We start from the raw sequence: 22,976 nt of genomic DNA, 5'->3' as shown, positions 1-22,976 counted from the left end.
TCAGTCCCACTCCAGTCCGCCGCGCCGCCACACGTAGGCGTACGCGATGAAGACGGTGACGATGAAGATGACCATCTCGACCAACCCGAACAGCGCCATCTGGTCGAAGGCGACCGCCCACGGGTAGAGGAAGATGATCTCGATGTCGAACACGATGAAGAGCATCGCGGTGATGTAGTACTTCACCGGGAAGCGCCCGCCACCGACCGGCTGCGGGGTCGGCTCGATCCCGCACTCGTAGGAGTCGAGCTTGGCCCGGTTGTAGCGCTTGGGTCCGACCAGCGCGCTCGTCACCAGCGTGCCCGCCACGAAGATCGCCGCGAGTACACCGAGAACGAGGATCGGTACGTAAGGGTGCATCGGTCTCGTGCTCCCTCTCCTTCAGCCGGTGGTCTGTCTTGTTCTGTCTGTTTCGGAACAGCACTGTGTTATCAGTACCGCTGTGGCTCAGCTCACTCGCCCCGCCGGTCAGGCCGCCGGTGCGAGCTTGGTGAGACCGTTGATGATCTTGTCCATCACGTCCCCGTCACGCGGGTCGGTGAGGTTCGCGAGCAACTTCAAGGTGAACTTCATCAGCGTGGTGCGCGGCAGACCGTACTTCGTGCACAGCCGCATCACCTCCGGATTTCCGATCAGCTTCACGAAGATCCGGCCGAGTGTGTAATAGCCGCCGTACTCCTGCTTCAGCGCCTTCGGGTACGCCGTCAGCGCACGCTCGCGCTGGTTCGGCTGCCGGCGCAGTGCCTGGGCGGCGACCTCGGCGGCGAACGCCCCGGACTCCATCGCGTACGGGATGCCCTCGCCGTTGAACGGGTTGACCATGCCGCCGGCGTCGCCGAGCAGCATCAGGCCGCGGGTGTAGTGCGGCTGCCGGTTGAAGCCCATCGGCAGCGCGGCACCACGGATCGGAATGGTCTGGAACTCGTCGCGGAACTGCCACTCCTGCGGCGTGTTCTTCAGCCACTGCTTGAGCAGGTCGGCGTAGTCGACCTTGCCGAACGCGTCGGAGGTGTTCAGGATGCCGAGACCGACGTTGACCGTGCCGTCGCCCATCCCGAAGATCCAGCCGTACCCGGGCAGCAGCACACGGCCACCGGGCTGCTTCGGGTCGTCGGCCCACAGCTCGAGCCAGGACTCCAGGTAGTCGTCGTTGGTCCGCGGGCTGGTGAAGTACGTCCGGACCGCGACGCCCATCGGGCGGTCGTCGCGCTTGTGCAGGCCCATCGCGATGCTCAGCCGCGACGAGTTGCCGTCGGCGGCCATCACCAGCGGCGCCCGGAACTCCAGGTCGTCTCCGGCCCGCCGGCCGTTGTCGTCCACCGGCTTCGCGGTGACGCCGACGATGTGACCCCGGTCGTCCAGGATCGGGCCGCTCACGTTGGTCCGCTCACGCAGCCGCGCCCCGGCCTTCACGGCCTGCCGGGCGAGCATGTCGTCGAAGTCCATCCGGTTCCGGGTCAGCCCGTAGTTCGGGTGGCTGGACAGGTCCGGCCAGTCCAGTTGCAGGACATGCCCGGAGCCCTGGATGCGCAGGCCGTAGTTGCGGATCCAGCCGGCCTCTTCGGAGATGTCGATGCCCATGTTGATGAGCTGCTTGGTGCCGCGCGGGGTGAGCCCGTCGCCGCAGACCTTCTCGCGCGGGAAGGCCGTCTTCTCCAGCAGCAGGACGTCGAGGCCGGCGTTGGCCAGGTGGTACGCGGCGGCCGAGCCTGCGGGTCCGGCGCCGACGACGATCACATCGGCGGTCTCGGCCTGCTGCCCGTGCGGCACGCTCTGGCTCATCTCGATTCCCGGCCTGATTTGGGGGCTGTGCGCTCGTGAAGGGATTCACTAAGCCTCGTCACCCGACAGTCTAGGACTGCCTGACGCGGACACGAAACCGGCCCTGACTCCCTTGCCTGCAAGCAAATTACGCGCAGATCTTCTTGCGTAATTACACGGGCTTGACCGCCCGGTGGATGGCGACCAGACCACCGGTCAGGTTGCGCCACTGGACCCGGGTCCAGCCCGAGGCCTCGATGGTCCTGGCCAGCGGTTCCTGGCCCGGCCAGGCGCGGACCGACTCGGCCAGGTACTCGTACGCGTCCGGGTTGGTCGACACCGCCTTCGCGACCACCGGCACCGCCCGCATCATGTACTCCAGGTAAGCGATCCGGAACGGCTTCCAGGTCGGGTGCGAGTTCTCCAGTACGACGAGCCGTCCACCCGGCCGGGTCACCCGCAGCATCTCCCGCAGCGCGACCGTGACGTCGTTCACGTTCCGCAGCGCCCAGGAGATCGTCACCACGTCGAACGTCGAGTCGGCGAACGGCAGGCGCAGCGCGTCTCCGGCGATCAGGTCGAGGTCCGGGTAGCGGCGCTTGCCGACCCGCAGCATCCCGACCGAGAAGTCGCACGACACAACCTCGGCGCCGGCCTCCCGCAACCTGATGCTGGACGCGCCGGTCCCGGCGGCCAGGTCGAGGATCCTCATGCCCTTGCGCGGCGCGATCTCGGCCAGCGTCTGCGGCCGCCAGTAGTGCTTCTCCAGACCCATCGTCGCCACCGCGTTGGTCCGGTCGTACCCCTCGGCCACGTTGTCGAACATGGCCGCCACGGCCTGTGGTTCCTTGCTCAGATCTGCGCGGGTCACTTGTCTAGTGTCCTGCACCGCCTGCCGTGCGCCAGCTCCGGTGTCCAGGTGGGTGCATCGCAAGGCGGAGGAGCGTCCTCGATGCGGGGTTCATCGTGGGCGCTCCTCCAACGCAGCGAGGTGCCCGCATGGGCGCCGGAGATGGTGTGCGGAAGGCGGTGCAGGACGCGAGGTTGATCACGGGTCAGACGGGCGCCGAAACTCGCTGGACATCGGTCAGGCATACGCTTGCATCTCGTGAGTGCATCTCCAGTACGCCGGCCGGCCACCGTGACCCGGGGCCGGAGCGCTAGCGAGGGGTGGAGTCGTGAGCTTGTCTGACCCGGTCCGATCCGGTCATCAGCCGGCACCGCATCTGGTGATCCGCAGCCAGCCCGTCGACGGAGTGTCGGCGCAACTGATGGACCATCTGCCCACCGAGGGCGGCCTGGCCTGGGTACGACGTGGCGACGGCCACGTCGGCTGGGGCGTCGCCGCCCGGCTCGATGTTGCCGGTAGCAACCGCTTCCAGGACGCGGTGTCCTGGTGGAAGGAGCTGGTCGCGGCCGCCGTGATCCGCGACGAGGTCGGCGTACCAGGATCGGGACTGGTCTGCTTCGGGTCGTTCGGGTTCACCGACCAGGACCCGAGCGAGCTGGTCGTTCCCGAGGTGATCGTCGGCCGCCGCGGCGGCACCACCTGGGTGACCACGATCTCGCCGGCCAGCTCGCTGACCGCGCCGCCCGAGCTGGTCGCGAACGAGCCGAACCCGGTGTACGACGTGACGTTTTCCGACGGAGCCCGGTCCGGAACGGACTGGTCGACCATCGTCGCGGACGCAGTGCAGCGGATCACGGCCGGTGAGCTGGACAAGGTGGTGCTCGCCCGCGACCTGATCGCGATCGCCGAGCAGCCGATCGATCTGCGCTGGCCGTTGCGGCGGCTGGCGTCGGCGTACCCGAACTGCTGGACGTTCTCCGTCGACGGCCTGATCGGTGCCACCCCGGAGCTGCTGGTCCGGCGGGAGAAGGGCCTGATCACGTCCCGCGTACTGGCCGGCACGATCCGCCGTACCGGGGACGACGCGCACGACCTGGCGCTGGCCGCATCGCTGGCCCGGTCGAGCAAGGACCTCGAGGAGCACGAGTACGCCGTACGGTCGGTGGCCGAGGCGCTCAAGCCGCACTGCAAGTCGATGCAGGTGCCCGAGACCCCATTCGTCCTGCACCTGCCGAATGTGATGCATCTCGCCTCTGACGTCGCCGGTGTCGCGGCGAACGGAGCGTCCGCGCTCGGCCTCGCCGCCGCGCTGCACCCGTCCGCGGCGATCTGCGGTACGCCGACTCCGGTCGCCCGCAACCTGATCGGTGAGATCGAGGGGATGCAGCGCGGCCGGTTCAGCGGACCGGTCGGATGGATGGACGCGGCCGGCGACGGCGAGTGGTGCATCGCACTGCGCTGTGGCCAGGCCGACCCTGACAACCCACGCCGGATGCGGCTCTTCGCCGGCGCGGGCATCGTGGCGGGCTCCGATCCCGTCGCCGAGCTGGCGGAAACGAACGCCAAGCTGGTTCCGATGAGAGACGCGTTGGGAGACTGAGGGTGAAACTCACGAAGTTCACGCATGCCTGTGTGCGGATCGAGAAGGACGGGAAGGTGCTGCTGGTCGATCCGGGGTCGTTCAGCGAGGACGCGGCGTTCGAGCGGGCCGACGCGATCCTGGTCACCCACGAGCACCAGGACCACATCGACATCGATCGGGTGAAGGCGCTGGACGCGCCGGTCTACACCAACTCCGGTGTCGCTGGGCAGTTGACCGACCTGGGTGACCGGGTGAACGTGGTGGCCGGCGGGCAGTCGTTCGAGGCCGCCGGATTCCGGGTCAGTGCCTATGGCAAGGACCACGCGGTGATCCTGCCGGAGCTGGGTGTTCCGTGCGAGAACATCGGCTTCCTGATCGAGGACGCGGTGTATCACCCGGGCGACTCGTTCACCCAGCCGGACCGCGCCGTCCACACGAACCTGGTGCCGATCTCCGGCCCGTGGTTCGCGCTGCCGCCGGCCGTCGGCTACGCCCGCGAGATCAAGTCCGAGCAGCTCGTCGGCATCCACGACGCTCTGCTCAGCCAGCTCGGCCTCGGCATGATGGGCCGCTTCCTCAACTCCGACGAGCGCCCGTACCACGCCCTCGCCCCGGGCGACACGCTCGAGATCAACTGACGACGAACCGCCGCGGGTCCAGCACGTCAGATGAAGGTATGGCCGACGAAGTCCTGGACGGGGTGGAAGCCGATGGCGGCGTAGATCTTGTTGGAGGTGGGATTGGCGAGGTCGGTGAACAGGCAGACCTCGTCGCCCGCCTCCCGCAGGCGGCGCGAGACCTCGGCGGTCAGAGCGCTGGCGTACCCACGGCCGCGTGACTCCGGTGGGGTGTAGACCGGCCCGATCCGGACGGCGCCGAACATCGGGCTCTGGTGCCCGACCAGGCTCACGAGGCGACCTTCGTCCTCCCAGACCCACAGGCGTCCGCGCTCGATCCGCTGCTCCAGCCAGCGCCGGTCCTCCGCCGCGCCTTCCGTAGTGTGACCGGCCTCGGCACGGTAGGCGCCGAACATCGGCGTGAGCACCGCAAGGTCCGTCTCCACCGCCGGCCGCGGCGCACCGTCCGCCTTCTGCTCGACGAACCGGCCGAGCTTGTGCAGCCGGCTCCGCTCGACCTCGCGCGAACTTCTCCCGGTCCGCGCGCAGTACAGCTCGGCGAACAAGGGCACCGCGTCCTCCCGGCCAGTGACGCAGATCGAGTGCGGTGCCGCCTCGGCCAGCGGATCGGCCACGACCGGCACGAGCTCCACCGGCAGATTGCCCAGGAGGATCCCGCGCAAGGCCGTACCCAGGACCGCGCCGACCACCTCGCCGCTGTCGTGGACCGAGACGAACACCGGTGGCTCAGGATCGGCCAGGATGCCGCGGATCCGGTCCGCGGTACCGGTCAGCAGCGCCGAGTTGAGCACCGGATCGCGTTGCAGGAAAGGGAAAGTGAGATCCCGGAAAGCGGCCGGATCACTGGTGACGCGGGCGATCACGCGGCGAACTCCACGTGCACGAAGTCGGCCACCGGGCGGTAGCCGGCCTGGTGGTAAATCTTGTTGGAGGTGGGATTCGCCAGGTCGGTGAACAGGCAGAGCTGGTTGCCCTGAGCAAGAACCTTCGCGGACACGTGACTGGTCAGCGCCCCGGCGTACCCGTGCCGGCGGTGCTCGGGTGGCGTGTAGACCGGGCCGATCCGGCACACCCCGAACGTCGGCGGCCGGTAGCCGACCATGCTCACCGGATCCCCGTCGGCCTCCCAGATCCACATGGTCTGCTGCTCGAGGTGCCGGTCGGCCCACTCCCGGTAGCCGAGCCGCAACTCCCGCGGGAACCCATCGAGTCCCCAGGCGCCGACCACGTCGACCTCGTCCGCGCGCATCAGTCGCGCATGACCGGCGTCCGCGGTGAGCGGCGAGAGGGTGCCGAGCTTGTGCAGCCGGGACACCGTCGACTCGGTCGCCCGCACACCGCGCAGTTCGCACCACCGCCGCCCGAACCGCTCGACGGCCGGCCGATCACCCTCGACACCGTCCAGTTCCAGCAGTACGTCGGCATACGCGTCTGCCACCGGATCCGCGAACTCGGCGCGCAACGCCCCGAGGTAGACCCCGCGGCCCGGCGTCCGCATCGCGGCCCCGACGACGTCGCCGTCGTGGACCGAAACGAAGTACGACGGGCCGGTCTCGGCAATGGCGGTGCCGTTGGCGCGCTGGTGGACACTGCTCATGAGGAGGTTGTTCAGCACCGGATCGCGTTGCAGGAAAGGGAAGACGGTCCGCTCGAACGCGGCCGCGTCGGTGGTCACACGCACGTCCATGCTCCCGGACACTACGCCTCGGCCGCTGTTCAGGTCGCCCGGATTTACACTGCGAGCATGTCCACCACGCGGTTGCTGTTGCTCGGGGTCGTGCGGATCTTCCAGCCGGCCTACGGCTATCAGTTGCGTCGTGAGTTGCTCACCTGGGACGTGGAACAGTGGGCCAACATCAACCCGGGCTCGATCTACACCGGGCTGCGGACGCTGGCCAAGCACGGCTACCTGCAGGAGCTCGAGGAGAGTGACCAGCGGCCCGGCCGCACCTCCTACAAGCTGACGAGCGACGGCGAGACGGAGTACTTCTCGCTGCTGCGCGGCATGCTCTGGACGGTCGACAGCTTCCACCCCGACAAGATGCAGGCGGCGCTGGCCTTCCTCTGGTCGCTGCGCCGGGACGAGGTCCTGGCCGCCCTGGAGGCCCGCATCACCCAGGTGGAGTCGTGGCTCAAGGCCGAGCCCTTCTCCGAACGCCAGATCCTCGAGGACCCCGCCACCCCCAACCACGTGGTCGAGATGTTCCGCATCTCGACCGCCCGGGACAAGGGCGAGCTGGAGTGGACCCGGGAGTTCCACCAAAGGGTCGCCGACGGCGCCTACGCGTTCGCCGGCGAACCGACCGACTGGGAACCGTACCCCGGCATGGTCACCCACTGGCGCGAGATCCCCGACCGCTCCGGCGACAGCCCGGACCGCTCCGGGAAATGACCTGATTCGAGTTTTGATCAACATTGACTAGTCAATGTTGATCACTCAGACTGTCCGCATGATGATCGAAGCTCGCGGACTTGTCCGCACCTTCAAGACCAAGCGCGGGCCGGTGCAGGCCGTGCAGGGGGTTGATCTGGATGTCGCCGACGGGGAGATCGTCGGCTTTCTCGGCCCGAACGGGGCCGGCAAGACCACCACGCTGCGGATGCTGGCCACGCTGATCCAGCCGACCAGCGGGACCGCGACGGTGGCCGGCTGCGACCTGGCCAAGGACCCGGTCGGCGTACGGCGTGGGATCGGCTACGTGCCGCAGAGTGGGTCGACACTGCCCGAGGCGATCGCCGGGGACGAGGTCGTCGACCACGCCCGGCTGTACGGCGTACCGAAGGCCAAGGCCGCCGCGGACGGTCAGCGGCTGTTCGAGGAGATGGATCTGCCCGGGCTGTGGCGGCGGCAGTGCAAGACGCTGTCCGGCGGCCAGCGGCGCCGGCTCGACATCGTGATGGGGCTGATCCACGAGCCGAAGCTGATCTTCCTGGACGAGCCGACCACCGGCCTCGACCCGCAGGCGCGGGCGAACCTGTGGGAGCACATCCGCAGCCTGCGCGATCGCGGCGCGACGATCTTCCTCACCACCCACTACCTGGACGAGGCGGACGCGCTGTGCGACCGGATCCTGGTCATCGACCATGGCAAGATCGTTGCCGCCGGCACCCCTGAGGCGCTGAAGCAGCAGGTCTCCGGCGACGCGGTCCGGCTCAGTCTGGCCGATGCCGGCCGGGCGCCGACGGTGAGCAAGATCGTCAGCGAACTGGACGGTGCGGTCGAGGTGGAGACCGACGGCGACGTGGTCGGCTTCCGGATACCGCGCGGCGGGTCGGTGCTGCCCGGGTTGCTCCGCTCGATCGATGCCCAGGGCATCGAACTGCAGGGGGTCGAGGTGCACCGCCCGACGCTGGACGACGTGTTCCTGAGCATGACCGGCCGGTCGTTGCGGGACGAGGACATCACCCCGGCCAAGACCGAGGAGAAGCAGGAGGCGGTGGCATGACCACGCTTCGCGAGACCTGGATCGTGTTCCACCGGGCCATGCGGCTGTCGCTGCGCAACCCGATGTGGTCGATCCTGATGCTCAGCCAGCCGCTGATGTATCTGTTCCTGTTCGGCCCGTTGCTGAAGCCGATCACCGCGCAGATCAGCCAGGGCGCGACCACCAACGCCTACCAGGTGTTCATCCCGGGCCTGATCGTCCAGCTCGGCATGTTCGGTGCGATGTTCGTCGGCTTCGGCCTGATCGCGGAGTACCGGGCCGGTGTGATCGAGGCCGACCGGGTGACGCCGGCGTCTCGCATCGCGCTCATGGCAGGCCGGGTACTGCGTGACGTCGTCGTACTCGTGGTCCAGTCCATCCTCCTGCTCGTCGCGGCAATCCCCCTCGGCCTGCGGGCACCGTGGAGCGGCGTACTGCTGTCGCTGGTGATCGTCGCCCTGCTCGGCGCGACGTTCGCCTCGCTGTCGTACTCCGTCGCGCTCATCACGAAGAGCGAGGACGCACTGGCCCCGCTGCTCAACGGCATCGCGATGCCGTTGCTGCTGCTGTCCGGCATCCTGCTGCCGATGCAGATCGGCCCGGAGTGGCTGCAGCGGCTGTCCGACATCAGCCCGCTGAAGCACGTGGTGAACGGCGTCCGTTCGCTGTTCCGCGGGGACATCAGCAGCTCGTCGTCGCTGTGGGGCCTGTTCTGGGTCGTGCTGTTGACGGTCGTCGGACTGGCCGTCGGAGCCCGCACCTTCCGCAAGGAATCCGCCTGACGCAAGTTGTTGTTCATCGGGGAGTCGCCCGGCCTGCCTAACCTCCGGCTGTGCGCTCGCCGATGATCCGTGGAGTGGTCGGCTCCGCCGTCGTCGCCGTCGCGAGTCTGGTGACCTCGGTGGTGCCGCCTTCGTCGTGGGTGGCGGAGCTTCCGATCACCGGCGACCTGCGGACCACTCTGGCCGGCCGGATGGTCGGACTCACGTTCATGGTGGCCGGGCTCGGGCTGATGGCCTGGGCCTGGCTGTCGGCGGGGCGCCAGGTCATGACTGGGCAGCGCACACCGTTGCTGCGGATGGCGGCGTACTGGAGTGCACCGCTGCTGCTGATCCCGCCACTGTTCAGCCGGGACGCCTGGAGCTACGCCGCGCAGGGCGCACTGGTGGCCGAGGGCTACAACCCGTACGAGGTCGGCCCCGGCGTGCTGTCCGGCCACATCGTCGAAGCGGTCGATCCGATGTGGATGCAGACTCCGGCGCCGTACGGGCCGCTGCCACTCGCGTACGGCGGCCTGATGGCCCACCTCACGATGGATCCGTACGTCCTGATGCTGACCCACCGGCTCCTCGCCGTCCTCGGCATCGTCCTGATCGCTTGGGCCGTGCCACGGCTGGCGACGGCCTGCCGCGTCGATCCGGCCATCGCGACCTGGCTGGTGGTTGCCAACCCGATGCTGATCACCCATGGCATCGGCGCCGCGCACAACGACATCCTGATGCTCGGACTGGCCTGCAGCGCCTTCGCTCTGGCCCTCACCGGCCGCTGGGGTACGGCGGCTGTGATCGCAGGTGCTGCGGCTGCGGTGAAGCTACCTGGCGGGCTCGTGGTCATCGCCATCGCTGCTGTGATGAGTCCGCTGGCCGGACGGGCGCTCCGCTTCGCCAGCCTGGTGATTGCCGGCGCGGTGTCGGTTCTCACGCTCGTGACGATCGGCGAACTGACAGGTGTGGGCTCCGGGTGGCTGAGTGCGCTCGACGTACCTGGGCTGGTCCGCTCGCCGTTCTCCATCGCGAATCTGATCGGCATGGCGGCGTCCGGCGTACTGGAGTGGCTCGGCGAGGACACCGCGGCGCAGCAATCGCTCCAGATCGTCCGACTGGTCGGCATGGTTCTGGCTGTCACGCTGATCGCCGTACTGAGCCTGCGGTCGTCCATCCATCACGCGGCGCGGGCCGTCGGCATCGCCCTGCTGGCAGTGGTCCTGCTGGGGCCGACGGCGCACGACTGGTACTTCCTGTGGTGTCTGCCGTTCCTGGCCGTTGCCCGGCCTGGCCGGCGGTTGACCACCACCATCACCGCGGTCAGCCTGATCTTCACCATCGCCGCGCCACTCAACTCGTCGCTGCGCGGTGCGACCATCCCGATCCTCACCACCACGGCGCTGGCGATCGCAACCATCGCGCCGCTGCTCAACCACTTGCGGACGCTGCAGCCCTCGAAGAAGGCCCGGGTCGCGGTTACTGCTGGCTGAGTGCCGCCACCAGCGCCTCGGTGACCGGGCGGTGGGTCGTGCGCGGGATCCGGGCTTCGACGACGTCCAGACCGGCGACCGTGCGGGTGAGTGCAGCGCGGAGAGCTTCTGGCGTTTCCGCGAGCGTGTACGGCGTACTGGTCGCGGCGCACAACGCACCGAGGTCGGTGTTGTGGGGTGTGCCGAAGACCCGCTCGAAGTGGGTGGCGTGGGTCTGATCGCCCTGCTCGAGGGTGGAGAAGATGCCGCCGCCGTTGTCGTTCACCACCACGATGCGCAGGTCGGGCCGCGCCTCGTCGGGCCCGATGATCAGGCCGTTGGAGTCGTGCAGGAAGGCCAGGTCGCCGATCAGCGCGTACGTCGGCCCAGCGTTCGCGAGGGCAGCGCCGACGGCGGTCGAGATGGTGCCGTCGATGCCGGCCAGGCCGCGGTTGGCGATGGTCCGGATCGGGACCACCGGGGCCAGATCGAGGTCGCGCACTGGGTTCGAGGAGGCAACCACGAGCATGCCGTCGGCACCGACCGCCTCACCGACGATGGCGGCGACGCCCGGTCCGGTCAGGCCGTCCGTTACGACCTTGTCGATCGCCGGGCGCGCCAGTTGGTCCGCCCGCTGCCAGCGCTCCAGCCAGTCGGTGGTGTCTGCCCCGGTGACCTCCAGCCCGGTGACGACAGACGCGGCGCGGCGGGCCGGGTCCGGCCACGGCCCGGTCGGTGAGACTACGACCACCTCGACGTCCGGACGGGCCAGCAGCTTTGAGACCGGTCGGGACAGCGTCGGGTGCCCGAACACCAGCACCCGCTGGATCTCGCCGGCCAAAGCGTTTGCCTGCAGCAACAACCGGTACGCCGAGATGACCGCCGGACCGGTCCGTGCCCGGCTGGACGGCTCGGCGAACAACGGCCACTGACCCGACTCTGCCACCAGCCGCGCCGCCTGCGACGCGCCATCGCCTGCAACCACCACCGTCTTCGGGCCGGGCGATACCGCCGTCGGCGGTCCGCTGGCCGCGTGCACAGCAGTCCAAGGCCCAGTACTGCGACCAGCCAGCGACTCCGGCCAGTCGGGACCGTCGGTTGGCACCAGCGGTTCTGACAGCGGGCAGTTGAGCTGCACCGGGCCCGGATCGGCCGACCGTGCTCCCACCGCATTGGCCACGGCGCGGGCAACCTGTGAGCGCCAGTAGGCGACCTGCCCGACCTCACGGACCGGCGTACCCATCTCGTGGAACAGCCGCACGGCGGAGCCGAACACCTTCAACTGATCCGTCGTCTGGTTCGCTCCGCTCCCCCGCAGCGCCGGCGGGCGATCCGCACTCAGGACGATCAAGGGCAGGCCGCTGTGCGACGCCTCGAGGACTGCCGGGTGCAGGTTGGCGACCGCGGTGCCGGAGGTTGTCACCACCGGTACCGGCAGTCCGGTCCCGCGGATCAGGCCGATCGCGAGGAACCCCGCCGTACGCTCGTCGATCCGGACATGCAGCCGCAGTCGTCCCTCCCGGTCCGCAGCGGCGAACGCCAACGCCAGCGGGGCGCTGCGCGAGCCGGGGGCGACCACAGCCTCGCGCACACCGTTCCGGATCAGCTCGTCGACCACCACCGTCGCGAACGCTGTGGACGGGTTCATCCGGCACTCCTCTTCTGCACACGGGTCATGCGTTCTTCCCACACTGCGGTCCTGGTCGCATCCGCTCGGGCCGCGGCCAGCAGCGCCGCGTCCGGCTGCACGCGTCTGACCGGCAGGAGGCCGTCCACCGGCAGCAGTGGCTCCGCGACGACTTCGCTGGTGAACATCGACACCGTGGCGAGGCCGCATGCGTAGGGCAGGTCCGGAAGGGCTGCAGCCAGTGCGACGCCGGCGGCGATCCCCACTGACGTCTCCAGTGCGGACGACACCACCACAGGTAGGCCGATCTGCTCGGCGATCTCCAAGCAGGCACGGACTCCGCCGATCGGTTGCACCTTGAGTACGGCGATGTCCGCCGCCTCCAGCTTCTTCACCAGCAGCGGGTCTTCGGCTCGCCGGATCGATTCGTCCGCTGCTACGGGTACGTCGGTACGCCGTCGTACCGCGGCCAGGTCCTCCACGGCGGCACACGGCTGCTCGACGTACTCCAGGTCGAAGCGGGCCAACTCCTTCAGGCTCTTCACGGCCTCGTCCACGGACCAGGCGCCGTTGGCGTCGATCCGCACGCGGCCCGCGCCGATGGCGTCCCGTACGGCCTCCACTCGCTCCAGGTCGTCTGCCAGCGTCTGCCCCGGCTCGGCCACCTTCACCTTGGCCGTGCCGCACCCGGACGCCCGGACGATCTCTGCCGCCTTCGACGGACCGATCGCCGGTACCGTGCAGTTCACCGGTACGACGTCCCGCACCGGCGCCGGCCAGCCGTCGACAGCCGCCTCGCGGGCTGCCCGCAGCCAGGAAACACAGGTGGCGTCGTCGTAGTCCAGGAACGGGCTCCACTCGGCCCAGCCCGCCGGGCCCTCGAACAGCATGCCTTCGCGCACGGTGATGCCACGGAACTTGTTCTTCAGGCCGATCGAGTACGTGATCACCGCACGGTCTCCAGCAGGCCCTGCCGATCGACCTTGCCCGAGGCAAGCATCGGCAAGGTGTCCAGGGCAACCACCTGGCGTGGCGCCCAGGTCCGCGGTAGTGCCTCCGCTACGAAGTCCCGCAGCTCGTCGCGGCCGGGCTCTCCGACGACGAAGGCGACCACTCTGGTCCCCCACTCCGAGTCCGGCACTCCCAGCACGACGGCGTCCTTCACGCCCGGATGCTCCAGCAGCCGCGCCTGGACGGTGGTCAGGGTGACGTTGACCCCACCGGAGATCACCACGTCGTCGATCCGGCCGATCACGCGCAGGCGCCCGTCCACGATCTCGCCGCGGTCCTGCGTTCGGAACCAGCCGTCCCGCAGCACCTCCGCGGTGAGCCCCGGCTGCAGCCGGTACCCGGAGAACAGCGTGGTGCCCTTGATCAGGACCCGCCCGTGGTCCAGCGCGATCGACGTACCGTCCAGCGGCTCACCGGCGTACACACAGCCACTGCCGGTCTCGGTCATGCCGTACGCCGGGATCGCGGTCACCCCTGCCTCGGCAGCACGAGCCTTCAGCGGGGCCGGACTGGCGGCGCCACCGATGATGATGGCGTCGAACGACCGCAGCGCGTCCAGATCGGTGTCCAGGTAGCGCGCTAGCTGCGTGGGCACCATCGCTGTGTAGCGGCGTGAGCCTGCCATCGACGCGGCCGCCTCGGTGAAGCTCTCGCCGAGCATCACTGGTGTTTGGCCGGCCACCACCGAGCGGGTGAGGATCTGCAGGCCGCCGACGAAGTACGGCTTCATCGGGAGCAGCCACTGCCCCGGTCCGCCGAGGCGGGCGTGCGTGGCGATCGCGGACGCGAGCAGGGCGTCGCGGGAGAGCAGTACCCCCTTGGGCTCACCGGACGACCCGGATGTGGTCAGCACCACGGCGCAACCGTCCTCCAGCGGCTCGTCCGGTGCGGCTGCCTGCCTGACGCGGGCCGCCGCGGCCGGATCGGACGGTACTGGAGCGAACGGCGTACCCGTGCCATCCAGTACGCCGCTCAACGCGGACAACACGGCATCCGGCGTACCGGGGACCAGGCGCAGGCTAGACATGTCACTCCGAGCGTACGGCCCGGCTTCGGACCTCCGACTCGCGGCTGACAGAATCGACGGTCATGGCCACCCCTGCCCAGTGGATCGAAGGCGCGCGCCCACGCACGCTGCCCGCCGCGATCTCCCCTGTCCTCGTCGGAACCGGTGCGGCCGCGTACCTGGACGGCTTCGTCTGGTGGAAGGCGCTGCTCGCGCTCGGAGTCGCTCTGACACTGCAGATCGGCGTCAACTACGCCAACGACTACAGCGACGGCATCCGCGGCACCGACGAGAACCGGGTCGGCCCACTGCGCCTGGTCGGCTCCAAGGTCGCCACTCCGGGACAGGTGAAGACCGCAGCCTTCACCTGCTTCGGCGTGGGCGCCGTACTCGGGGTCATCCTGTCCGCCACCTCCAACTGGTGGCTTCTGGTCGCTGGGGCGGCGTCGCTGCTCGGTGCGTGGTTCTACACGGGTGGGAAGAGGCCGTACGGGTACCGGGCGCTGGGTGAGGTCAGTGTCTTCCTCTTCTTCGGGCTGGTCGCCGTACTGGGCACGACGTACGTCCAGGCGGAGAAGCTGAGCTGGACGGCCGTTGCCGGTGCGGTCTCGATCGGGTCGATCGCCTGCGCCCTCCTGGTCGCCAACAACCTCCGCGACATCCCCACCGACACCGTCACAGGCAAACGCACCCTCGCCGTAGTCCTCGGCGCCGCAAACTCCCGCCGCCTGTACGCCGCCCTCGTAGTACTGGCGTTCGTCCTGGCAGCCGTCTCCGCAATCGCAACCCCCTGGACCCTCCTGGCCTTCATCGCCATCCCCCTGGCCGTCCAGTCCATCCGAGTGGTCCTCAGCGACGCAGTAGGCCCAGCCCTCATCCCCGTCCTCAAAGGCACAGGCCTCACCGAACTCCTCTACGCCATCGGCCTAGCCGTCGGCCTCGCTCTCGGCGGCTGATGGCCTGCAGGTCCCGGGCAAGGCTTACGTGGGGTCGGACCTCGTCAGCCGCAGGCCGGTGAAGACGGCGGTGATCAGGGTGACGACGCCGGCAACGATGAAGGCGCTGTCGAGGCCGGATTCGAAGGAGCCGCCGCCGGATTCCCGGGTGCGGACGATGGCTCCGAGCAGCGCGACGCCGAGCACCGCGCCGATCTGCCGGGTAGTGCTGCTGATTCCCGAGGCGAGGCCTCCCTCCTGCGGGCTGACCGCCTGGATGGCGGCGCCGGTCAGCGGGGACATCGTCAACGCGAAGCCGATGCCGACGACTGCCAGCCGCCACCACACATTCCCGTAGCCGGTGTCCGCGTGCACCAGGCCCAGGGTCAGCAGCCCCAGCCCGGCCAGCGCCAGCCCGATGGTGACCACGATCCGGAAGCCGTACCGCGCGGCGAGTCGGCCTGCGTACGGGCTGACGAAGACCATCGCGAGTGAGGTGGGCAGGGTCTGCAGGCCAGCCCGCAGAAGCGAGCTGCCCTGCACGTACACGAAGAACTGGGAGAAGAAGAACGACGAGCCCATCAGCGCGAAACCGACCACGACCATCGCCGTGTTGGCCGCAGTGAACAGCCGCTGCCGGAACAGCCGCAGCGGCAACATCGGCGCCACCCGACGGCCTTCGACTGCGACGAAGCACGCGAGTAGTACGGCCGCGGCGGCGAAGCTGCCCAAGATCACTGGCGACGTCCAGCCGCGGGACCCGCCCTCGATCAGCCCGTAGGTCATTGCCCCTACCCCGAAGACGGACAGGATCGTCCCAGGGATGTCGACTGCGGGGGCGCTCGGATTGCGGGACTCGCGCAGGACGCGCAGACCGGCCAGCAGCAGGACGACGCCGATCGGCACGTTGACGAGGAAGATGGCCGGCCAGCCGAAGGCATCTGCCAGCACTCCGCCGGCCACAGGCCCGGCGGCCAGACCGATGCCGCTGATGCCGGCCCACAGCCCGATCGCCTTGACTCGCTGCTGAGGCACGGGATACGCGGAGGCCAGCAACGCCAGGGAGGCCGGGCTGAGCGCCGCGGCGCCGACCCCCTGCAACACCCGCCCGGTGATCAGCCAACCGATCGACGGTGCGAGGGAGCAGAGTACGGATGCTGCGGTGAACACCGCGACACCGGCCAGATACACCCGCTTGCGGCCGAACCGGTCGGCGAGGACTCCGCCGGACAGCAGCAGCATGGCGACCAGCAGAACGTAGGCGTCGACGATCCATTGCAGGCCGGACAACTGGGTGTGCAGTCGCTGCTGCATGTCGGGCAGCGCCGCGCCGACGATCGTGTTGTCGAGCAGCACCATGAACTGGCCCAAGCAGGTCAGCGCGAGCAACGCTGCCCGGCTCGATCGACCCACCGGCGGTGCAGCCGTCGCAGTGTCTTCGTACGCGCTCAAGAGTGTTCCTTCTTCCACCTGGTGCCAACTAAACGCAGTCGATTACTGCGTTAAAACAGTACGGTGCTTCGCTGTGCAAACGCAACCGAGAACTGCGTTAAGGTGGAGGCGTGGATGATCGAGAGCGAGCCCGGCGGCCCGGCGGGCGCAGCGCTCGTGTCAGCGCGGCGGTGCACCAGGCGGTCACCGACCTGGTCGGCGAACGCGGCTACGGCAGCTTCACCGTCGGCGACGTCGCCGCCCGCGCGGGCGTGGCCGACAGCAGCATCTACCGCCGGTGGGGCAGCCTGGAAACCCTGCTCACCGACGTGGCGCTCACCCGCCTCAACGCGCGATCGCCGATGCCCGACACCGGGAGCCTGGCCGGCGACCTGCGCACTTATGCGGCCGCCGTGGCCCGCGAGATCACCGGACCCGAGGGCCTGGCGGTCCTGCGCCTGACCATCGCCCTGACCGGTAGCGGCCAACAGGGCCTGCAGGCACGGGACGACTTCCTCGGCGAACGCAGGCGCCTGCTGGAGTCCATGCTCGATCGCGCCCGCGAACGCGGCGAGAACCCGCCCGACGTCCTCGACGTCCTCGACCACATCATGGCCCCGCTGTACATCCGGGTCCTGTTCGGCGCGAGCCCACTCACGCCCGATTACGTCGACGGACTGGTCGACCGATTGCTGCGAGCACAACCACCCTCACGCCGCCGAGACGAAGGATCGCCTGCCTAGCACGCTGGGGAAGGACTACTCGCCCGGTTCGCGCCAGCGGCCGGTGGTGGCGAAGGTTTCGAGGGTGGTGGTGTACGGCGTGATGTCGATGCCGCTCGTGCGTAGCCAGGCGTCGTCGTAGTACGTGTTGCCGTAGCGTTCGCCGCTGTCGCAGAGCAGGGTGACGATGCTGCCGCGGACGCCCGTACGCCGCATCTCCGCGGCCAGCCGTAGTGAGCCCCACAGGTTGGTGCCAGTCGAGCCGCCGACCAGCCGCCCGGTCACCCGTGAGCAGAAGCGCATCGCGGCGATCGAGGCGGCGTCGGGGACCGAGATCATCCGGTCGACCACGCCGAGGACGAACGACGGTTCGACTCGGGGGCGGCCGATGCCTTCGATCCGGGAGGGGCGGCCGGTGGAGTAGTCGTCGTCGCCGGCTTCGAACGCGGGGAAGAAGGCCGAGTTCTCCGGGTCGACGACCGCGACCGAGGTGTCGTGCCGCTGGTAGCGGACGTAGCGTCCGATGGTGGCCGACGTACCCCCGGTGCCGGCACCGACGACGATCCAGCTCGGCACCGGGTGCTGTTCCAGCCGGAGCTGATCGAAGATCGACTCCGCGATGTTGTTGTTCCCACGCCAGTCGGTGGCCCGCTCGGCGTACGTGAACTGGTCCATGTAGTGGCCGCCGGTCTCCTCGGCCAGCCGCTTCGCCTCGCCGTAGATCTGGCCGGACCGCTCGACGAAGTGGGAGCTGCCGCCGTAGAACTCGATCAGCTCGACCTTCTCCGGGCTGGTGGAGCGCGGCATCACCGCCACGAACGGCAGCCCGAGCAGGCGGGCGAAGTACGCCTCGCTGACCGCGGTCGAGCCGCTGGACGCCTCGATCACCGTCGTGCCCTCGCCGATCCAGCCGTTGCACAGTGCGTAGAGGAACAGCGACCGGGCCAGCCGATGCTTGAGCGAGCCGGTCGGGTGCACGGACTCGTCCTTCAGGTACAGGTCCACGCCCAGCGCGTCCGGCATCGGGAACACGTGCAGGTGGGTGTCCGCGCTGCGGTTCGCGTCGGCGTCCACGATCCGGATCGCCTCCGACACCCAGGCGCGCGCCTTGTCGTCGCGCCGGTCCACCTCACGGCACACGTCAACCTCACTCATGCGGGCCAGGCTAGGGCGTACCAGGCGATTTGAGTATTCCTACGCTGAGCAACCGGTGTCCCGGACGGAACGATGAGACCCATGGTGCCCCTGGGATTCGAGCCGCACTTCTCCACCGGCGAGATCGTGCTCATCGCAACCGTCGTCGTCGCCTTCGGAGTGTTCAGCGCCCTGCCGGCGACGGCCACGCTGGCGGCGGTCGGCTACCGCCGAGGCATCCGCCACCCCGGATGGAACGCCTTCTGGTACTGGCTCTGGGGCACCGCCCTCGCGCTGGCCGGCGTGGTCGGCATCCTCTTCGTGCACCCGTCCTGGTGGTCCGTCCCCCTGAGCTGGCCGCTCCCGCTCCTGCTCGCCTGGATCCTCAATCCGAAGGTACGGCGACCCAGGAGCGAGCTAGGTTGGACGGACACGAGGCCCAGTCAGCAGGGGGAACGATGAGCGAGAACGAAGAGCGCCCGACCCGGCAGCGGGTCACGCTGACCGACATCAGCTCGAGGGCGTGGGAGCACCCGGCCGACCGGGGCGCACTGGTGGCGTTGCGGCAGCTGAAGGGGTTCGACTACCTGCTCCGGAAGATGTCCGGGATGATCAACGAGCGGGCCTTCCGGCTGCAGTTCCTCGGCGGGGCGATCCGGGTCGACGAACGGCAGTTCCCCCGGGTGCACCGCCTCTACACCGAGGCCGCCAGCACCCTCGACGTCCGCGAACTGCCCGAGCTGTACATCGCCAACAACCCGATCTGGAACGCCGTCACGATCGGCATGGACCGGCCGTTCATCGTGGTCAACAGCGCGCTGCTGCAGGGCCTGGACGAGGAGGAACTGCGGTTCATCCTCGGACACGAGCTCGGCCACGCGCAGAGCGGGCACGCGCTGTACCAGTCACTGCTGCTCTGGCTGATGCGGCTGACCGGTGCGATCAACTGGATGCCGATCGGCGCGCTCGGGATCCGCGCGATCATCGCCGCGCTGCACGAATGGTCCCGTAAGGCCGAGCTCTCCGGCGACCGGGCCGGCCTGCTGGCCGTCCAGGACCCGGCGGTCCCTCTCCGCGTGCAGATGAAGCTGGCCAGCGGCGGCCAGCTCGGTGAGCTCGACACCACGGCGTTCCTGGCGCAGGGGACGGAGTACGAGAGCGCCGGCGACCTGCGCGACAGCGTGCTGAAGCTGCTGCTGCTCGAGGCACAGTCGCACCCGATGGCTGTCAACCGCGCGCACGAGCTGCGCCGCTGGGTGGACGACGGCGACTACACCTCGATCGTGTCCGGCACCTACCCGAAGCGCCAGGACGACGCCACCGCCTCCATGTCCCAGGAGGCCAAGAACGCGGCCAAGTCGTACTCCGACGCCTTCAGCCGCTCGCAGGACCCGCTCGCCAAGCTCCTCCGCGATCTCAGCGACGGCCTGGGCGGCGTCCGCGACTGGGTCTCGTCCAGGATCCCGCCCCGAAACTGAGTGGCGCCGGCCGCCCGCACGCTGGATCCTGTCCTCCGTGATCGAGCTACGAGACATCGGTGCGGACGACTGGAAACTCTGGCGCGACCTCCGGGTGGCCGCGCTGACGGAAGCGCCGTACGCGTTCGGCTCCCAGCTGGCCGACTGGGTCGACGCGCCCGAAGAACGCTGGCGCGAACGGCTCAGCGCACCCGGTGCCTACCAGGTGATCGCCAGTCTGGACGGTACGCCGGTCGGCATGGTCGGCGGGTTCCCCGGGGAGGAGACCGGCACGGCCGAGCTCGTGTCGATGTGGATCGCCCCGACCGGCCGGGGCCTCGGCGTCGGCGACACGCTCATCACCGCCATCGCGCAGTGGGCCGCCGGCACCGGCGCCCGGGTCCTGAAGCTGTCCGTTGCGGACGGCAATGATCCGGCGCACAAGCTCTATCTCCGCAACGGTTTCGCCGACACCGACGAGCTCGGCGACCTGATGCCGGACGGCGTCCGCCGCGAGCTCGTGATGCGCAGGCAGCTCTGAGGCTCAGGTACGACGAAGGGCCCGCTTTCCCTCCTCCCGTGGAAAGCGGACCCTTCGAGACTCGCGGGCTGGATCAGCCCATGTGGACCGGACCGTTCTGGTTGTCGTTGGCCAGATCCTTGTACTTGACCGACAGGCCGACCAGCGTGACCACGGCCGCGCCGAGCATCAGGAACGTCGACCACAGGAACGCGCGGGTGAAGCCGTGCGTGGTGGCGATCGCCGTGAAGTGACCCTCCAGTTGCTTCAGCTGGGTCGGCGACTGACCGGACTCGGCCGCCTTCTGCAGGCCCGGGGACAGCTCGGTGAACTTGCCCTTGATCGCGTTGGTGGAGATGGTGCCCAGCAGCGCCAGGCCGACCGCACCACCAATCTGCTGGACCGTGTTCAGTACGGCGGAGCCGACACCGGAGTCCTCGTTCGCGACGCCACTGACCGCGGTCAGCGTGAGGGGCACGAAGATCAGGCCCATGCCGAACGACAGCAGCAGGATGAACGGCAGCAGATGGGTCAGGTACGACGAGTCGACGTCGAGCCGACTGAACCCGAACATCCCACCCGAGACCAGCACCGCACCGGCACCGGCGATCCAGCGCGGATCCATCCGGGCGATCAGTGTCGAGGCGACCTGCGCGGCCACCACGATGCCGAGGCTGAACGGCAGGAACGCGAAGCCGGTCTTCAGCGCGCTGTAGCCCATGATGTTCTGCACGAAGATGCCCAGGAAGTAGAACATCGAGAACATCGCCGCGCCGACCACCAGCATCACGAAGAAGCTGACCCCGCGGGTCCGGTTCGCGAGGATCCGGAACGGCATCAGTGCATGCCTCGACCGGGCCTCGATCAGCAGGAAGGTCGCGATCAGCGCCAGACCGCCGAGGATGAAGGTCAGCGTCACCGGGTCACCCCAGCCGTCCGAGGCCGCGTGGTTCAGGCCGTAGACCAGACCGGCCAGACCGACCGAGCCGGTGATCGCACCGGGCAGGTCGAACTTCCCGCTCTGCCGGGCCGACTCACCCAGGTACCGCAACGCCAGCACCGCCACGATCAGGCCGATCGGCGTGTTGATGAAGAAGGTCCACCGCCAGGACGCCTCGGTCAGCGCACCGCCGAGGATCAGGCCGACGGCCGCACCGGCACCGGACATCGCGGCGTACACGCCCATCGCGCGGTTGCGCTCTTTGCCGGCCGGGAAGGTGGTGGTGATGAGTGCCAGCGCGTTCGGCGAGGCCGCCGCGGCGGCGAGACCCTGCAGGATCCGGCTGGCCAGCAGCACGCTCTCGCTCTGTGCGATGCCGCCGATGAACGACGCCACACCGAACAGCACGACGCCGAAGATGAACACCTTGCGGCGGCCGAGGATGTCCCCGATCCGGCCGCCGAGCAGCAGCAGACCGCCGAAGGCCAGCGCGTAGGCGTTGACCACCCACGGCAGCGAGGCGTTGCTGATGCCCAGATCGGTCTGGATGTGCGGAAGGGCGATGTTGACGATGGTGCCGTCCAGCACCACCATCAACTGCGCCATGCTGATCAGCGCGAGCGCGATACCGAGGTTCCGGTGGCCGTGGCCGGTCTCCGTCACCGCGTCAACCGGCCGGCCCTCGGGCGGATCAGCTTTGACGACGTCTTCGGACATAGAACTATTCCCCTCTTGGGCGTAACTGCTTAGTGGTCGCGGACCGGCCCCTCACCGGTCAGCTCGCCTGCGACCCCCGCGCCGCAGGCAGAATCACGTTGTCGATCACTCGGAGGATCAGGTCGTCGGTCGGCTCGACGCCGAGCAGGAAGGCATGGTGGATGATCACCGCCGGAAGCGTGTTGGCCAGCAGTTCGACGTCGATGTCCGGGCTGACCTCGCCGCGGTCGACCGCACGCTGGTAGACCGTTGCCACCAGCCTCAATCGCGGCGCCAGGAACCGCTCCCGGAACGCGTTCTGCAGTTCGGCGTCGTGCTGCAGAGCCGTCAGCAGCCCCGCCATCACCGACATCGGCATCTCGTCTGTGAACCCACCGGCGCCGCACGCCAGCGAGATCAGGTCACCGCGCAGGCTGCCGGTGTCGACGTTCTCCGGCATCGGGCACCCCTTCGCCCGGCTGACCGCGTCCACCACGAGCTCGGCCTTGCTGGTCCAGCGCCGGTACAGCGTCGCCTTGCTGGCCTTCGCCGCCGTCGCCACCGCGTCCATGGTCAGCCGGTCGTACCCCAGCTCGGCCACGAGCGCGACGGTCGCGGCGAGGATCTCTTCCTCACGACCACCCTCGACCCGCGGGCGGTGCCGCACTCCGGCTGTCTCGACCATGATCACCCTGTGTGAGTTCGTAGTAGCAGATAGAACGAAACGGTTTCGTTCTATCCACGACTCTACGACTCATGTGAAGGGTTGCACAAACAATTTTGCCAAGAACCTGACCGTGGCCTAGGTCACTCTCCGTACCAGTTGAACCAGTGGTACGGCGTACGTCCGCGTGATCGCGGGCCGCCTCCGCCCCATGGGTTCACCCACGCGCCGCCTCCGCCCCATGGGTTCACCCACGCGCCGCCTCCGCCCCATGGGTTCACCCACGCGCCGCCTCCGCCCCATGGGTTCACCCACGCGCCGCCTCCGCCCCATGGGTTCACCCA

General features: G+C 68.9%; 23 protein-coding genes. 11 read left to right on the top strand and 12 right to left on the bottom strand.

Features of this window, described 5'->3' with window-relative positions:
- The 3 genes from AB0I34_RS27550 to AB0I34_RS27540 form a co-directional block, all read right to left on the bottom strand.
- Complete coding sequence (locus tag AB0I34_RS27550; RefSeq protein WP_360450344.1) at nt 1–360, bottom strand: NADH-quinone oxidoreductase subunit A; 360 nt, start codon at nt 358–360, stop codon at nt 1–3.
- 108 nt (nt 361–468) lie between these two features.
- Nucleotides 469–1,782, bottom strand: a complete 1,314-nt coding sequence (locus AB0I34_RS27545; protein ID WP_360450341.1) for a geranylgeranyl reductase family protein — start codon at nt 1,780–1,782, stop codon at nt 469–471.
- 151 nt (nt 1,783–1,933) lie between these two features.
- A complete protein-coding gene (locus AB0I34_RS27540; RefSeq protein ID WP_360450338.1) occupies nt 1,934–2,632 on the bottom strand; it encodes a demethylmenaquinone methyltransferase in 699 nt (232 codons plus the stop codon).
- A gap of 307 nt (nt 2,633–2,939) precedes the next feature.
- Between AB0I34_RS27540 and AB0I34_RS27535 the strand changes: the two genes are divergently transcribed.
- Together AB0I34_RS27535 and AB0I34_RS27530 are read left to right on the top strand one after the other, a co-directional pair.
- A complete protein-coding gene (locus tag AB0I34_RS27535) occupies nt 2,940–4,211 on the top strand; it encodes an isochorismate synthase (RefSeq protein ID WP_360450336.1) in 1,272 nt (423 codons plus the stop codon).
- Nucleotides 4,212–4,213: 2 nt separating this feature from the next.
- The gene (locus tag AB0I34_RS27530; RefSeq protein ID WP_360450333.1) at nt 4,214–4,831 is read left to right on the top strand and encodes an MBL fold metallo-hydrolase; all 618 of its coding nucleotides are present in this window, start codon (nt 4,214–4,216) and stop codon (nt 4,829–4,831) included.
- Nucleotides 4,832–4,857: 26 nt separating this feature from the next.
- Here the strand turns inward: AB0I34_RS27530 and AB0I34_RS27525 are convergent, their stop codons facing one another.
- Complete coding sequence (locus tag AB0I34_RS27525) at nt 4,858–5,694, bottom strand: GNAT family N-acetyltransferase (RefSeq protein WP_360450330.1); 837 nt, start codon at nt 5,692–5,694, stop codon at nt 4,858–4,860.
- The gene (locus AB0I34_RS27520; RefSeq protein WP_360450327.1) at nt 5,691–6,518 is read right to left on the bottom strand and encodes a GNAT family N-acetyltransferase; all 828 of its coding nucleotides are present in this window, start codon (nt 6,516–6,518) and stop codon (nt 5,691–5,693) included. Before AB0I34_RS27520 ends, AB0I34_RS27525 begins: the two co-directional genes overlap by 4 nt.
- A gap of 57 nt (nt 6,519–6,575) precedes the next feature.
- On the opposite strand from AB0I34_RS27520, the gene AB0I34_RS27515 reads away from it, so the two are divergent.
- Genes AB0I34_RS27515 through mptB form a run of 4 tightly spaced genes read left to right on the top strand, consistent with a single transcriptional unit; the run spans nt 6,576 to nt 10,510 of the window.
- Nucleotides 6,576–7,223 carry a PadR family transcriptional regulator gene (locus AB0I34_RS27515; protein WP_360450324.1) on the top strand — a complete coding sequence of 216 codons (648 nt, stop codon included), beginning with the start codon at nt 6,576–6,578 and terminating at the stop codon, nt 7,221–7,223.
- A 58-nt stretch (nt 7,224–7,281) separates the two neighbouring features.
- Complete coding sequence (locus AB0I34_RS27510; protein ID WP_360450322.1) at nt 7,282–8,277, top strand: ATP-binding cassette domain-containing protein; 996 nt, start codon at nt 7,282–7,284, stop codon at nt 8,275–8,277.
- Nucleotides 8,274–9,038, top strand: coding sequence for an ABC transporter permease (locus tag AB0I34_RS27505; protein ID WP_360450319.1), 765 nt, complete (start codon nt 8,274–8,276; stop codon nt 9,036–9,038). The genes AB0I34_RS27510 and AB0I34_RS27505 overlap by 4 nt, the downstream gene beginning before the upstream one ends.
- Before the next feature lie 50 nt (nt 9,039–9,088).
- The gene (mptB, locus tag AB0I34_RS27500) at nt 9,089–10,510 is read left to right on the top strand and encodes a polyprenol phosphomannose-dependent alpha 1,6 mannosyltransferase MptB (protein ID WP_360450317.1); all 1,422 of its coding nucleotides are present in this window, start codon (nt 9,089–9,091) and stop codon (nt 10,508–10,510) included.
- Here mptB and menD read toward each other — a convergent pair.
- Genes menD through menE form a run of 3 tightly spaced genes read right to left on the bottom strand, consistent with a single transcriptional unit; the run spans nt 10,497 to nt 14,154 of the window.
- Nucleotides 10,497–12,137, bottom strand: a complete 1,641-nt coding sequence (gene menD / locus AB0I34_RS27495; protein ID WP_360450314.1) for a 2-succinyl-5-enolpyruvyl-6-hydroxy-3-cyclohexene-1-carboxylic-acid synthase — start codon at nt 12,135–12,137, stop codon at nt 10,497–10,499. The genes mptB and menD overlap by 14 nt on opposite strands.
- Nucleotides 12,134–13,066, bottom strand: a complete 933-nt coding sequence (locus AB0I34_RS27490; RefSeq protein WP_360450311.1) for an o-succinylbenzoate synthase — start codon at nt 13,064–13,066, stop codon at nt 12,134–12,136. Before AB0I34_RS27490 ends, menD begins: the two co-directional genes overlap by 4 nt.
- Nucleotides 13,063–14,154 (bottom strand): o-succinylbenzoate--CoA ligase, encoded by a 1,092-nt coding sequence (menE, locus tag AB0I34_RS27485; RefSeq protein WP_360450309.1) that lies wholly within the window; start codon nt 14,152–14,154, stop codon nt 13,063–13,065. The genes AB0I34_RS27490 and menE overlap by 4 nt, the downstream gene beginning before the upstream one ends.
- 62 nt (nt 14,155–14,216) lie before the next feature.
- Here menE and AB0I34_RS27480 point away from each other — a divergent pair, with 62 nt between their 5' ends.
- The gene (locus AB0I34_RS27480) at nt 14,217–15,089 is read left to right on the top strand and encodes a 1,4-dihydroxy-2-naphthoate polyprenyltransferase (RefSeq protein ID WP_360450306.1); all 873 of its coding nucleotides are present in this window, start codon (nt 14,217–14,219) and stop codon (nt 15,087–15,089) included.
- Between the two features lie 24 nt (nt 15,090–15,113).
- Here AB0I34_RS27480 and AB0I34_RS27475 read toward each other — a convergent pair whose 3' ends face one another.
- Entirely contained in the window at nt 15,114–16,520 is a 1,407-nt protein-coding gene (locus AB0I34_RS27475; protein WP_360450304.1) for an MFS transporter, read from the bottom strand.
- Between the two features lie 110 nt (nt 16,521–16,630).
- Between AB0I34_RS27475 and AB0I34_RS27470 the strand changes: the two genes are divergently transcribed.
- Nucleotides 16,631–17,242 carry a TetR/AcrR family transcriptional regulator gene (locus AB0I34_RS27470; protein ID WP_360450302.1) on the top strand — a complete coding sequence of 204 codons (612 nt, stop codon included), beginning with the start codon at nt 16,631–16,633 and terminating at the stop codon, nt 17,240–17,242.
- Between the two features lie 15 nt (nt 17,243–17,257).
- Here the strand turns inward: AB0I34_RS27470 and AB0I34_RS27465 are convergent, their stop codons facing one another.
- The gene (locus AB0I34_RS27465; protein WP_360450299.1) at nt 17,258–18,376 is read right to left on the bottom strand and encodes a PLP-dependent cysteine synthase family protein; all 1,119 of its coding nucleotides are present in this window, start codon (nt 18,374–18,376) and stop codon (nt 17,258–17,260) included.
- Nucleotides 18,377–18,457: 81 nt separating this feature from the next.
- Between AB0I34_RS27465 and AB0I34_RS27460 the strand changes: the two genes are divergently transcribed.
- Genes AB0I34_RS27460 through AB0I34_RS27450 form a run of 3 tightly spaced genes read left to right on the top strand, consistent with a single transcriptional unit; the run spans nt 18,458 to nt 20,353 of the window.
- Entirely contained in the window at nt 18,458–18,817 is a 360-nt protein-coding gene (locus AB0I34_RS27460) for a hypothetical protein (RefSeq protein WP_360450296.1), read from the top strand.
- Nucleotides 18,814–19,833: a M48 family metallopeptidase gene (locus AB0I34_RS27455; protein WP_360450293.1), complete on the top strand. Its 1,020-nt coding sequence runs from the start codon at nt 18,814–18,816 to the stop codon at nt 19,831–19,833. Before AB0I34_RS27460 ends, AB0I34_RS27455 begins: the two co-directional genes overlap by 4 nt.
- A gap of 37 nt (nt 19,834–19,870) precedes the next feature.
- Complete coding sequence (locus tag AB0I34_RS27450; RefSeq protein WP_360450291.1) at nt 19,871–20,353, top strand: GNAT family N-acetyltransferase; 483 nt, start codon at nt 19,871–19,873, stop codon at nt 20,351–20,353.
- A gap of 73 nt (nt 20,354–20,426) precedes the next feature.
- On the opposite strand, the gene AB0I34_RS27445 is transcribed toward AB0I34_RS27450, so the two are convergent.
- Together AB0I34_RS27445 and AB0I34_RS27440 are read right to left on the bottom strand one after the other, a co-directional pair.
- The gene (locus AB0I34_RS27445; RefSeq protein ID WP_360450288.1) at nt 20,427–21,989 is read right to left on the bottom strand and encodes an MFS transporter; all 1,563 of its coding nucleotides are present in this window, start codon (nt 21,987–21,989) and stop codon (nt 20,427–20,429) included.
- A 58-nt stretch (nt 21,990–22,047) separates the two neighbouring features.
- On the bottom strand, nt 22,048–22,653 hold the full coding sequence (locus AB0I34_RS27440; RefSeq protein WP_360450285.1) for a TetR/AcrR family transcriptional regulator C-terminal ligand-binding domain-containing protein: 606 nt from the start codon (nt 22,651–22,653) through the stop codon (nt 22,048–22,050).
- Nucleotides 22,654–22,976 lie beyond the last annotated feature (323 nt).

Source organism: Kribbella sp. NPDC050281, from assembly GCF_040655855.1.
GTDB lineage: Bacteria > Actinomycetota > Actinomycetes > Propionibacteriales > Kribbellaceae > Kribbella.
Note: the sequence above shows the minus strand (reverse complement) of the source record. Positions and strands in the feature narration are given on the sequence as shown.